Source organism: Barnesiella propionica, assembly GCF_025567045.1.
GTDB lineage: Bacteria > Bacteroidota > Bacteroidia > Bacteroidales > Barnesiellaceae > Barnesiella_B > Barnesiella_B propionica.
Genome location: NZ_JAOQJK010000005.1, coordinates 180,442 through 194,198, shown reverse-complemented (window position 1 = coordinate 194,198; position 13,757 = coordinate 180,442). Strand labels below are relative to the sequence as shown.

The 13,757-nt window shown below is 38.4% G+C and carries 11 protein-coding genes; 3 read left to right on the top strand and 8 right to left on the bottom strand.

Translation table 11 applies throughout. The features are described 5' to 3' along the window. Nucleotides 1–128 precede the first annotated feature (128 nt). Nucleotides 129–1,334, top strand: coding sequence for an ATP-binding protein (locus OCV73_RS08725; protein WP_118318142.1), 1,206 nt, complete (start codon nt 129–131; stop codon nt 1,332–1,334). Between the two features lie 81 nt (nt 1,335–1,415). Then, entirely contained in the window at nt 1,416–2,837 is a 1,422-nt protein-coding gene (locus tag OCV73_RS08720) for an LA2681 family HEPN domain-containing protein (RefSeq protein WP_262512931.1), read from the top strand. Nucleotides 2,838–3,132: 295 nt separating this feature from the next. Here the strand turns inward: OCV73_RS08720 and OCV73_RS08715 are convergent, their stop codons facing one another. The 3 genes from OCV73_RS08715 to OCV73_RS08705 are packed head-to-tail and all read right to left on the bottom strand — an operon-like array spanning nt 3,133 to nt 6,856. Continuing rightward, a complete protein-coding gene (locus tag OCV73_RS08715) occupies nt 3,133–4,317 on the bottom strand; it encodes an AGE family epimerase/isomerase (protein WP_147551366.1) in 1,185 nt (394 codons plus the stop codon). Nucleotides 4,318–4,348: 31 nt separating this feature from the next. Further along, entirely contained in the window at nt 4,349–5,746 is a 1,398-nt protein-coding gene (locus OCV73_RS08710; RefSeq protein WP_147551364.1) for a sugar porter family MFS transporter, read from the bottom strand. 9 nt (nt 5,747–5,755) lie between these two features. Then, nucleotides 5,756–6,856: a DUF4434 domain-containing protein gene (locus OCV73_RS08705; protein ID WP_147551362.1), complete on the bottom strand. Its 1,101-nt coding sequence runs from the start codon at nt 6,854–6,856 to the stop codon at nt 5,756–5,758. 351 nt (nt 6,857–7,207) lie between these two features. Between OCV73_RS08705 and OCV73_RS08700 the strand changes: the two genes are divergently transcribed. Then, nucleotides 7,208–8,413 (top strand): ROK family transcriptional regulator, encoded by a 1,206-nt coding sequence (locus tag OCV73_RS08700; protein ID WP_147551360.1) that lies wholly within the window; start codon nt 7,208–7,210, stop codon nt 8,411–8,413. Between the two features lie 82 nt (nt 8,414–8,495). Here the strand turns inward: OCV73_RS08700 and OCV73_RS08695 are convergent, their stop codons facing one another. From OCV73_RS08695 to OCV73_RS08675, 5 genes are all read right to left on the bottom strand, one after another. Then, nucleotides 8,496–8,927, bottom strand: a complete 432-nt coding sequence (locus tag OCV73_RS08695) for a hypothetical protein (RefSeq protein ID WP_262512930.1) — start codon at nt 8,925–8,927, stop codon at nt 8,496–8,498. Nucleotides 8,928–8,946: 19 nt separating this feature from the next. Continuing rightward, the gene (locus OCV73_RS08690) at nt 8,947–10,317 is read right to left on the bottom strand and encodes a TIGR00341 family protein (protein WP_147551358.1); all 1,371 of its coding nucleotides are present in this window, start codon (nt 10,315–10,317) and stop codon (nt 8,947–8,949) included. A gap of 50 nt (nt 10,318–10,367) precedes the next feature. Next, nucleotides 10,368–11,864, bottom strand: a complete 1,497-nt coding sequence (locus OCV73_RS08685; RefSeq protein ID WP_147551357.1) for a lipopolysaccharide biosynthesis protein — start codon at nt 11,862–11,864, stop codon at nt 10,368–10,370. A 24-nt stretch (nt 11,865–11,888) separates the two neighbouring features. Continuing rightward, nucleotides 11,889–12,911: a Holliday junction branch migration DNA helicase RuvB gene (ruvB, locus tag OCV73_RS08680; protein WP_147551355.1), complete on the bottom strand. Its 1,023-nt coding sequence runs from the start codon at nt 12,909–12,911 to the stop codon at nt 11,889–11,891. A gap of 66 nt (nt 12,912–12,977) precedes the next feature. Then, nucleotides 12,978–13,724, bottom strand: a complete 747-nt coding sequence (locus tag OCV73_RS08675; protein WP_147551353.1) for a lipopolysaccharide kinase InaA family protein — start codon at nt 13,722–13,724, stop codon at nt 12,978–12,980. Between the last annotated feature and the right edge of the window lie 33 nt (nt 13,725–13,757).

Sequence of the window (13,757 nt, the reverse complement as noted above, 5' to 3'; positions counted from 1 at the left end):
TTATAGATATATGCAAAAAGATATCATGATACATAGCACTTTTGAAAAGGTGAATATTGATGAAAAATTCGCTTTTCTGAAAGTGTTTTGCTATATTTGCACTCAAAACCTATAAAATTGATTTCATTATGGATTATGCGGATATTCAGCCTTTATTAAATGCCTATCATCGAAAACTCGCTACGACCGATTTGCGTTTCAAACGATATTTGTATGACCGGATTAACTGGGATGTTCGACTGGTGGGAATAAAAGGAGCGCGTGGTGTCGGTAAGACCACCATGCTAATGCAACATATCAAGGAAACATTTGACAACATAGACGATGTATTATATGTTTCGCTTGACAATTTGTGGTTTGAGAATCATAGATTGGAGGAGTTAGTTGAATTCCTCTATACGCATGGTGTGATGCATATTTATTTCGATGAAGTACACAAGTATAAGAATTGGACGGCATTGCTCAAATACTTCTATGACAGTTATCCTGACTTGAATATTGTCTATACCGGATCTGCTATGCTTGCTATCGAAAATTCGGTGGCGGATTTGTCCCGCAGACAATCGCTTTACACTCTTACTGGGTTATCGTTCCGAGAATATCTCGAATATGAGGGCATTGCAACGATTCCATCCATCGAATTGGAAAAATTGCTTGTAAACCATACAAAATATGCGCTGGATGTTACTTCTGAAATAAAAGTGCTGAAACATTTTGACCGATATCTTCAGATAGGATATTATCCCTACTATAAAGAGGCAGGGGAGGATTACTTGATGCGAGTTGGAGAGGTTGCACGACTTGTTATCGATAGCGATATTCCTGCCGTTGAAGATATTACTTACACGACCGCACAGAAAATCAAGAAACTCTTGATGGTTATTGCCGAGAATGTTCCCTTAGAACCGAACATCAATAAACTCTCGTCACAATTGGAGTCAACGCGTGACCAGACACTTAAAATGTTGTATCTGTTAGATCGCGCTGGGTTGCTGTGGTTACTTACTAATAAAATCAAAGACTACAAGCACTTGACCGGACCGAAAAAGATATATCTTAATAATGCCAATCTGATGTACGCCCTTTCTGGCAAAGTCTCGGAAGGGACGATGCGTGAAACATTTTTTGCTAATCAGGTTGGAGCAATTACGACTCTGACAATGCCCAAGCAGGGCGATTTTATGGCCGATGGCAAGTATTTGTTTGAGGTTGGTGGAAGTCGCAAAACATTCGATCAGATTGCAAATCTTCCGAATAGTTATCTTGCTATTGATGATATTGAAACTGGCAACGGTAATAGAATTCCGCTTTGGATGTTTGGGTGTTTGTATTAAACTTATATCTGTTTTAACTACGTTTTTATTATGTGCAATATAAACACACATACACCATTGGAAATCTTAAATAAATTGGCTATGATATTCGAAACTTCAAGGGAGGAAAGAAATCTATCTAAACTCAAAGAAGGTTTGGACTTGTCAACGAAAGTTGATATTAGCCAATTTAATAAAAGTGAAAAATGTAGATTTCATTATTTCGTTGCGAATGGATGGAGTTATGTGTTGTCATTAAAATATGATTCACCAGAGAATGCCGAACTATCTTCTACGGAATACGAAAAAGAGATTTATCATTTGAGAGTTGCATTGCATTTTATAGACGACGTGAAGGCAATGGATGCTTGCCAAGTATTGACCAACCTTGGATGTGCTTTTAGCCATATTGGGAGATACGCAGAAGCTCAATACTACTTTAATTGGGCTTTAAACATTAATTCTGATTTCGGCATGGCATTAGGGAATAAAGGATACGGTTTATATCGTTATGCAAGGGAATTGTTCGACGGAACCCATCAATTCATCTTTTTACAATACGCTCGTAAATATCTATTGGAGGCGTCTGAAAAGAAAGATGTGTATCCCGAAGTTGGTTATGGATTTCACGAATTAGCCAATCATATAGCAAGTAGCTACCCATCTGAATTATTGGACGATTATAAAGTGTATCCTGATATTTTAGCAGATTGTACTGAGGAAGACAAAGATTATCGTCTTTGGTGCATTGACAATGTTTTGTTCTTGAATCCGCTAAATGATGTTATTCGACAAAATATAGTTGCCCGTGATATTTTACACACGCCAGCAATGACACTTAAAAGAGAAGATAAGCCGATATATCAATCTATATTCAATCAGATTAAGCAGGAGTTTGTTACAGCAAGGTTCTTTTTTTATGATGGAGCCTATAATGACAGAAAGCATTTCTCAGATCGAGAAGTTACGCTTTACAGCGTTTTTGACATGCCGTTATATTCAATAAATATCGAGAAAGTAAAAATAGCATTTCGTTTATGTTATTCCATCTTTGACAAAATCGCATATCTACTCAATATTTATTTGAAATTAGGTATTGATAAGAATAAGGTCTCTTTTCGAAACATCTGGCACAAAAGCGGTAATGTTAAGAATCCGATAAGGACAGAAATTTTCAACAAGCATAATTTAGCTTTGCGTGGGCTTTTTTGGCTAAGCAAGGATTTGGATGAAAAAAGCGGTTCGCCAATTGAGCCGGAAGCAAAAGAGATTGCTACTATCCGAAATTACATCGAGCATAAATCTTTCAAAGTTGTAGAAGTTAAAAATATGTGTTGGGACGAAGCTCCCGAAACTTATGAAATCGAACAAGATGCTTTCTACGATAAAACATTGCGGTTATTAAGACTAACACGTTCTGCTCTACTATATTTATCATCAGCTATTTATGAAGAGGAAAGTTATAAAACCCCTTTGGAAGGAGGAATAAGAACAATAGAAATGGAATTATTGCAAAATTCATAGTATTTGTTTGTCCAGAAATCATTATCTTTGCCCTCAGATAGCGTGGTTTGTTTGGCTAAATGTTATTGTATTAATGATAACTGATTGATAAACAAATATTGAACAACTCTTCAATGAAGAGGAATACTAATCGTATTTTTACATGGATTGAAATACGACAGTTACAAACTACATAGAGCAGCCTCAGGGTTGCTTTTTTTATCATATCTCTGTAAAAGAGCACTCCCGGTAACAAAAGATTATTACCGGGAGTCAATATAAATAAATTATCAACCTAAAAACCAAATAAAAGGTTTTAATCTGTTTTATTCATATTTCCCAATATTTCTAACGTTTTCCAGCACTGGAATAATCCTCTGGGCACATGGAAACATCCTTTCCATTTTCCTCCTTTCAAAGGGAGCAGTACTTCTCCTTGCCGGTTCAGATATCCATACCATTCAGGATATTCAGGATCCTTAAAATGGTTCCAAACATAATCATGTATTTTTTCAAACCAGTCCAGACATCTTTTATCCCGGGTAAACCGATAACCTTTCAATAACGAAATAAGAGATTCAATATGAACCCACCACAGCTTTTGGTCCCATTCCAGTTGTTGTACCGGATGTCCCAACCGGTCCATAAAATAAAAAATACCTCCATGTCTTTTATCCCAACCATAATCAAGCATGGTGAGCGTTATATTTTTTGCTTTCTCAATAAGTTCCGGACGTTGCAAACGATTTCCCAGATCCATAATAAACCACATAGCTTCGATAGAATGCCCGGGATTTACTACCCGTCCCTCAAAAGAATCGGAAAGCAGCCCGTCTGCGGTTACATTTTCCAGAATAATGCCTCCTAATTCGGGTCTGTAAAACACATCCATGACCTCATGTATGCAATTATCCATCGTCTGCTGTAAATATTTTTCATCCAGAAGGTGTTCTATTTCCAGAGCAAGATTACATAGAATCATAGGTAAAGCGAAATTCTTTAATTCACGTGTACCCGGATGCAATTTATTCCACTTCCCCTTTGGGTTATCAACTTTAGACAAAATGATATCAAATGTTCTCCGGGCTATTGAAGCATATTCCTCATTACCAGTGGCCAGGCTCAATTGTCCGAAAGCCATCGTTGCAAAAGTATAAGAAAATATATTATATGGCTCAACCAAAGGATTTCCTTCTCTGTCAAGCGAAAAATACCAATTATAATTACCATCATGTCCCCATTTCTTCAAAAATTCGCCACCCTGAACGGCACAATCAAGCCATTCTTTCCTTGCTTCTACTTTATTACAGAGCATAGCAAACATCCACACTTCCCGGGCCTGAAGCCATATAAATTTATCGGTATCATATACCTCTCCCCTTCTGTCAAGACAAGAAAAATATCCCCCGAACTCAGGGTCCTGCGAATGTTGCAGCCAGAAAGGAAGAACATTCTCCAGTAGTTCCTGCTTATATTGTTCCGCCAACTTATTAAAATCCATAGTTATTCATATTTAGAAACTTAAATCAACATTATTTCTTCCAGTAATTTTCTATTTCTTCCAATGACTTTCCGGTCGTTTCAGGCACATATTTCCAAACAATCAGGATATACGGCACACACATCAGGGCGAACAAGAAAAATGTTCCGGCCGGGGTAAGATGCTGTAACATCCACGGGGTAAGCTGCCCGATCAAATACGTACCTATCCACAAAGCAAAACCTGCAATAGACATGGCGACTCCCCTGACTTTCATAGGATACATCTCGGAAAGTAACACCCATACCACAGCACAAATAGAAACAGCACAACAAAAAATATACAACAGAAAAAAGATTAACAGCAGCAAAGCGGGAATACCGAGCATATTACCGTATATAAAATATAGCCCTATCAACAATAATGATACGATCATACCGGAAACACCGTAATATACCAGCTTTTTACGCCCTATCCTGTCGATAATCACCAAAGCAAGTACTGTCGTAAGCATATTGACCAGTCCCACCAATACCTGATAAAACAAAGAATCGCCTCCCGAAAGACCCGTACTTTCAAAAATTGAAGGTCCGTAATACAATACGGCATTAACCCCCATGAACTGACCGAGAATTGCAATACAAACCCCTATAGCGACAGCTTTAAATATTCCCGGCTTAAATAACAATGAGTACTCCGATTTCGTTTCACCGGATATTACGGAATTTGTTTCTTTCAATTGTTTATCAACATCCTGCGACGATTTATATATTTTCTCCAATATATTACCGGCACGCTTTTCATTTCCTTTCAACAAAAGCCAGCGAGGACTTTCCGGAATAAAGAATATAATAACAAAAAATAATAGAGCCGGTAATGTTTCCATCCCGAGCATACCACGCCACACTTCGGTAATAAAAATATTATCCACCCATCCGATACCCGACATAATACCGTTTTTTGAAAATTCGAGCAGGTAATAATTGACAAGATACGCGCCTAAAAATCCAACAGTAATCGCCAGTTGATAAAGAGAAACCAGTCTGCCACGGTATTGAGCCACGGAAATTTCCGAAATATATAATGGTGAAATAATCGAAACGATACCAATACCCACCCCTCCAATGATCCGGTAAATGACCAGCTGATTAAAATCTGCACTGACAGCACAGCCTATACTCGATACAGAAAATAATATAGCTGAAAATATCATCGTTCGCTTACGACCGATATTATCACTTAGAACTCCGGAAAAAAGAACCCCGATGATAGAACCGATCAAGGCACATCCTACATACCATCCGCTCTGTAAAGCATCGAGTTCGAACAGGCTGCTCACCTGAGCGATCGTACCGGAAATAACAGCTGTATCATAACCAAACAGAAAACCACCCAAAGCTGCTACCACAGACAGAAAGATGAGGTAACCCAAATTTACAGAAGATTTCATATCGTGCCTTTATTTAATATTAAAATATTCCCTGTATCGGTCATATAGATGACCCGCCTGTAAATATGCCGATTGGGGACTCATGAAATGTGAAAACTCAAAGGTAATGGCTTTATCATATCCGGCGCGTTTCGCAGCTTCAAGTTTCATACGGAGTTTATCGAATTTTATAGGTAAAAAACGAATAGGCATATCCCGGTCAAAAGATTCAGCGTTCGTCCAGCACTGCATACCGTATTTATCTGCCAGTTTTTTATTCACAGTAAAGAAAGCGTCCAACTCGTCATAATCGATATGACCGTCCTGGAATGCACAAGCGTCCACGACATCATGTATCCCGTCGAATATTTCATTCCACTCTTTTTCATGCTGCTGAACCGAAACCGCATCAGCTTTCGTCAGTTTTCCGGTTCCCATAATAGCTTTTTTACCGTCTATCCAGGGAGATATAAAAGTAGGAAGCCCGTCCGATATGTCTTTACATTGTTTTCCCATAGCACGAAAAGCCTGTATAGCCCCTTTTGTCTGACGGCTTATCTCCCCGCTGATATACCAGCCTCCGAAACTTTTATATTTATCACCATATTTTTTCCATACTTCATCGATCACATACTTATTATCTTCTATTTCCCACGAAAGATCGCCGGTATCCCAATATTTTCCGGAATCGTACAAACCGAAATAAAATTTCATTCCATATTTTTCCGCCAGACGAAGATACATATCCACCAAATCAACAGACGGCATATAACACCCTTTTTTTAAAAGATATTCCGACGGATAAGTAATAAATTTACGATAACCCGAACGAATAAGTATGACGGTATCTATACCTATACGTTTCATATTCCGGAAATCCATATCCCATTCTTTTTCTCCCCAGTTCTGATGCGGTATGTCGTGAGAAATTTCATCCAGAAAAGTCCCGGTAATTTTCAGGCCGTTATTTTTAGGTACAATCAGCCTGCTTTCCCCTGAACCGGAAATATCAGCTCCCGGCAAAGTTTGAACCGGCCTGTTCCCGGCATTTAACAACGATGGAGCCATTAATGCGGATACTCCTGCCAATGCAGCTTTCTTAAAAAAATCTCTTCTATTATCAGCTTTCATATTCCTGTATTTTATGATATATAGACATAGGTTCCTCTATTTTCACACAAAGAATTCATCCCGTTTTTTATCCTTACATCGCCGAATTATTTTCTATTTTACAAATTCAATATAATTGCCAACAAATAGAATAATTCTTATTATTAAACCGTACAAATATACATATTTTTATTAATAAAGCATCATATAACAAAATATTTTATTATACAACCTTGAAAAGACAAGACAAAAATAAATATCCATATTAATCCGTTTACCTTTTACAATAACGGTACAAGATAAGACCTTCCCGAAATTCGATTCTTATAATTATTTATTATATTTGCGATGTTTATTAAAACTTCAATCCACATGACCCAGCAATTGTTAAAAGAAATAGAAAGAGGATCTAAAAATTCCCTGATCAAGAAAAGAATTATCCAACATTATATTCATAACGGTAATTCTACAATTACAGATATTGCAAAAGAACTGGACTTAAGCGTACCTACGATTACCAAATTTATCGGTGAGATGTACGAAGACGGCTACATTAATGATTACGGCAAACTGGAAACTGTAGGGGGACGTTATCCTAATCTTTACGGGTTGAATCCGGAATCCGGATATTTTATCGGAGTAGAAATAAAAAGAAATACCATCAATATCGGTATTATAAATTTTAAAGGGGATGTAATGGAATTGAACATGGATATACCATACGCGTCGGAAAATTCTATAACTGGGTTAAACAATTTATGCCAACTTATTCTTGGTTTCATTAACAAACTTAAAATAAACAAAGAAAATATTCTCGACATTCATATAAACATATCAGGTAGGGTAAATCCCGACTCGGGTTACAGTTTCAGTCTATTCAATTTCGAAGAGAGACCTCTGACAGAAATTCTCGCGGAAAAGCTGGGATATAAGGTAACTATAGACAATGATACCCGCAGTATGACTTACGGAGAATATATGAAAGGTTGTGTGAAAGGAGAAAAGGATATTATTTTCGTAAACATCAGCTGGGGATTGGGAATCGGAATCATCATTGACGGGAAAATATATAAAGGGAAGTCCGGTTTTTCGGGGGAATTCGGCCATATAAGCACATTTGACAATGAAATAATCTGTCACTGCGGGAAAAAAGGATGTCTGGAAACAGAGGTTTCCGGTTCCGCATTACACCGGATATTAACCAAACGTATTGAAAACGGCGAAAATTCTATCCTTTCCAAGCGGATAAAGTCAAAAGAGCCTGTTTCGCTTGAAGACCTGGTAGACGCTGTAAACAAAGAAGATGTTCTATGTATCGAAATAGTAGAAGAAATAGGACAAAAACTGGGAAAACAGATCGCCGGGCTTATCAACTTATTCAATCCAGAGTTAGTCATTATAGGAGGAATTCTCTCTCTTACAGAAGATTACATCACACAACCCATTAAAACTGCCATACGTAAATATTCACTTAATCTGGTAAATAAAGATTCAGTCGTTACGACTTCAAAACTAAAGGACCGGGCTGGAATCATAGGAGCCTGTATGATGGCACGGAGCAAAATATTTGACAATTAATTTCTTCATATTTAGCTTATACATAATCACCGACAAGAGAATGAAATAATTCTTTAGTCCGTGATTTCAATATTAGATATTCCTACTTATATAGTTCTATTCCCCGCCTGGATATTGTCCAACTTCCATTCTGGAAGCGTACATTATATGTATCATCATCTTCGACATTCCATGCAAATCCTCCGTTCGGTAAAGACCGCCTGTCCAGTATCTCGGGTTTATCCTTATCTGAAAAGAAGAGTTCCGCTCTTAAAGAATCAGGAGCCAGCACAATATATGCAGAAGACTTACCATCAATCGATTTTAGATTGATTCCTTTTTCAAAAAGACGGATACAATCCTGACAAACTTCGGACCATATATAACCTGCAGAAGATAAGCAACCGTGCTCATCTCTTTCTCCTCCTATCAAAACAGATTTGTCCTGTTGCTCCTGTACCTTGAAATTTTGTTTGCAGCTTATGAAAAACAAAGCAGAACAAACCAACAAAAAGTAATAACTTATCTTCATCATCCTATAAATAATTAAAATATTATCTGCGGTTTTCTGTTATGACCTGTATACTTTTTACGTCAAGCCTGGCTTCAAGCCACTCCGTAAAACGCTTATATTGTTCCGAAGACAACGGATGCGCATATTTTACTACAGCTACCATCGTAGTATCCAACCTGATAGAATCTACCCGGCTAAAAACAGCCTTAGAAATAGCGATATCGTTCACCATAGGAAACAGCACTCTTATTTCCGGAGCGATTTTTGCAGCAATAGAATCGAATTGTTTATAATTAGCAATAATATTCCGAAGTGAATCAACCTTAGAATCCAGCTGAGCAATCTTTATTTGACTATCCTGATATATATCCTTGAACATCATACTATTTAAAGTAGAAATATCTATATCATTCTGTCCATATCCCTGTTTGACTTCCAGAACTGTCCCTTGTAAACCGTATTTTTTCAATAATGTCTCAGCCACCAGCAGAGAATCTTTAGGAACCTCTTTTCCGATCATAGACACCCGGATAACTCTCTTTCCATCTACCATAGATACACTTTTATCAATAATTTGCGTATTCGGATAATTCAGCTCTTTAGCAATAAAAGTATTAGCTGCCGTTTCAAAGAAATTTTGCCGAATCATATTATAAGTAAGATATATACTCGGAGCCATCGTTACAACGATAATAACATATACGATCTGTTTTACACGTTTCTTCCGGTTCTCGTCGAGGAACTCCTTAGGAGCAAATTTCATGATCTTGGTTCCCAATGTAGTTGCAAAGGCAATAAAGACAGAGTTTATAAAAAACAGATAAAGAGCTCCAAAAAAATAATACAAGTTACCGATCGCCAACCCGAATCCGGCGGTACATAACGGAGGCATAAGAGCCGTAGCAATAGCCACTCCCGGAATAACTGTTCCATTCCTCAACTTGGTCGATGCCGCTACAATTCCTGCCATACCACCGAAAAAGGCAATAAGCACATCATAAATGGTTGGCGATGTACGGGCCAATAGCTCCGAACGGGCATCGTTCAAAGGAGAAATAAGAAAATATATAGTGGATGTGAGCACACTGAAAAGAGTCGCGACAGCCAGATTTCGAAACGACCGTTTTATTAAATCAAAGTCATAAATACCTACTCCCAAACCGATCCCCATGATAGGCCCCATAAGAGGAGAAATAAGCATGGCGCCGATGATTACCGCCGCCGAGTTGGTATTCAGCCCCAAAGAAGCGATAAACACCGCAAAAATAAGGATCAGAATATTGGCTCCTTTAAATTCAATACCGTCACGTATAGTCTGTACGGTGGTTTGGGGATCTTCCCTGTCTTGTGTAGTATCCAGATAGTGTGTCAAGAAACGATTGATCTGATTCCGGGCGTTCTGAAAAATCATAGTATAAAAATTATAGTTTTTATATATAACAAAAAATCGAAAGAAAAGTGTTATTTAAGAAAATTTTTAATTACAGGTATCTCCCGCAAAGGCATATCCTTTCGAATAATATAAACGATAAATACGGCCAGTAATATAGTCCGGAACAATATACGCAAAACTATATTATCTATAGGAATCAACATTCCGGCAGCGTACAGCACGAGCGCTAATAACGTATACACAAAAGCCGAACGTAAATCATACCGTATCGGATATATCCGCTGTCCTATAAAATAAGAAGCTACCATCATACACAAATAACACACAAATGCAGCCCATGCACAAGCCATATAACCGAACCTGGGTACAAAAGCAATATTCATCACAGCCGTAATAACAAAACCGAAAAGGGAGAACCAGGCCCCCCACTGAGTCCGGTCAGTAAGCTTATACCATAACGACAAATTAAAAAATATACCGAAAAACAGATCCGCTAACATGACAATGGGGACCACAGCCAAACCCACATAATAAGCCGGAGGCATAAAATATTTCACTATATCGAGATAGAACATTACTCCCAGAAATATAAGTAAACCGAATATAATAAAATACTTCATCGCATCGGAATAAGCCTGCTTATTCCCTTCTCCTTTTTCCCGGTTCTTAGAAAAAATAAACGGTTCATACGCAAACCGGAAAGCCTGGGTAAACATAACCATCACGATAGCAATTTTATAAACAGCTCCATATATGCCTAATTCCGACATGGCATCAGGACGGCCTGAAGCAAGTACCGGATAAAACATTTTATCAAAGGTCTGATTCATAATACCAGCTATCCCCAATATCAGTAAAGGGAACGAATAACGCAGCATCCTTTTTAACACTCGTGCGTCGAAACGATAATGTATCCCGAATATTTCAGGAACAAGCACCAGCAATATAGCACCGGAACTTATTACATTCGAGACCAATATGTAACCTACCAGAAAATCGGGATTAAAAAACCACGAAATCCATTCGGGATGTATCTTGTAAAGCCAGGGACATAATAAAATAAAAAATAGATTAAAAACAATATTGAGGAATATGGACAACAATTTTATCGCAGCAAAACGTACCGGCCGTTTCTGATACCGGAGATACGCAAAAGGCAAAGCCGAAAACGCATCCATTGCAATGATCAAAGCCATCATCCAGACATAATCTGTATGCTCCGGATATCCGAGAATACCCGCCAACGGCGCACGGAAAACCCATACAGCAACAAAAAACAAAGTCGACGAAGTTGCCAACGATATAAGACCCGTAGTATATACTTTCAAAGGATCTTTTTCTTCCCGGTCATTGGCAAAACGGAAAAAGCCCGTTTCCATTCCATACGTTAGTAGGATCAGCAGCAATGCCATATAGGCATATAAATTTGTTACAATCCCGTATTCAGCCGTCGTTTTAAGTACGTTAATGTACAAAAAAACAAAACACCAGTTCAGGAACCGCCCTAAAATACTACTTAATCCATAAATGGCCGTATCTTTGGCCAGGCTTTTCATTCCGGACATATTCTCTATAATTTTTCCAACCTTTTAAAACAGCAATTCCTGCTCGGCTGCACGTGAACGGTTCAGGTGCTGATACGCCAAATCCGTCACTTCCCGTCCCCGGGGTGTTCTCTTTATAAACCCTTCTTTTATAAGATAAGGCTCATATACCTCTTCCAGTGTACCCGGGTCTTCGCCTAAAGCGGTCGCAATGGTAGTAAGCCCCACAGGACCTCCTTTAAATTTATCTATAATAGTAGTAAGTATCTTATTATCTATTTCATCCAGACCGTACTGGTCTATATTGAGAGCTTCCAGAGAATAACGGGCAATTTCAAGGTCTATCCGTCCGTTTCCCTTAACCTGTGCAAAGTCTCTTACTCTTCTCAATAAAGCATTACTGATACGGGGAGTGCCCCGGCTCCGCAGTGCGATCTCAGCCGAAGCATCCCGCGTACACGGTACGCGCAGAATATGAGCCGAACGTTCTATAATATGCGTAAGCACTTCCTGATCATAGTATTCGAGATGGCAATTGATCCCGAAACGTGCCCTTAACGGAGAAGTCAGCAGCCCGCTGCGTGTAGTAGCCCCCACCAATGTGAACGGATTTAATTCTATTTGTATAGAACGCGCACTCGGCCCTTTATCTATCATTATATCTATACGGTAATCTTCCATCGCCGAGTATAGGTATTCTTCTACCACTGGACTCAAACGATGTATCTCATCGATAAACAACACATCATTAGGTTCAAGCGAAGTCAGCAATCCTGCCAAATCCCCGGGTTTGTCAAGTACCGGTCCGGAAGTAACCTTAAAACCTACACCTAATTCATTGGCTACAATATTGGATAATGTGGTTTTCCCCAAACCAGGAGGGCCATGAAGCAAAATATGGTCCAGTGCCTCTTTTCTCATACGGGCAGCCATGACAAAAACCTTGAGATTAGCTATGATCTTATCCTGTCCGCTGAAATCATCGAAGGATAATGGCCGTAACGCTTTCTCAAACTCTTTCTCACTATCTGATATGCGCTGATTACGTATGTCGAAATTATCTTCCATCGATCGTGATTTGTATTTGAAACAACAAACTTAGGAAAATATTTTGGTAAAACAGGAACAGGACTCTTATAAACTTCTAAACCGCTTCTTGGCCTGATTCTTTTTTTCAAGTTTATACCAGAATTCCTTATGTTCCCGCAATGCAGCCTCTACCGAAGCATCCTCATCCCATTTTCTCAAACGGGCATATTCCCTTACAATATATTCCACAACCACAGGTGAAGGTGAAATGCGGTTAAAATTCATAAGACATTGCTGCGCATTCAATGTTCCGAAACGCATCCGGTTAAGATCTACCAAAGAAAAAGAAACATTATTGCCTTTTTCTTCAAAAAGAATATTCCCGGGAGAAAAATCGAGATGCAATATACCCTGTTCATGAAGACGAGCAGTAAATGCAGCAAAAGCTTTCAGTATATTTTCCCGGCCCTGAAAATCATCGCCGGTAAACTCTCTCATCAAACGAGGATAAGAAACATATTCCGATATAAAATAACTACGATGGAACAAACCTCCGGAACTTATTTCTATATAAGCTATCGGTGTAGGAGTATCCACCCCTTTCTTTAATAAGAAACCGGCATATTTGTAAGCCCTTTCAGCCTTACTGGGACGAAAAAAGGTATATGCTATTCTATTTATCAACAAAGGTACTTTATAACCTTTTACGGTAAATGTGACACCGTTTACTGTAAATTTCCTGATCTCATTCCGGGCTTTGAATATAACCTCCCCTTCATTGTCAAAATGATCCGGCAATTTCTCCACAAAAGAACGCAAATTTTCAAATTCGGGATTCAGAATAAGTTTCATGAAAAAAGCATTTTGAATTATCGCACAAAAATA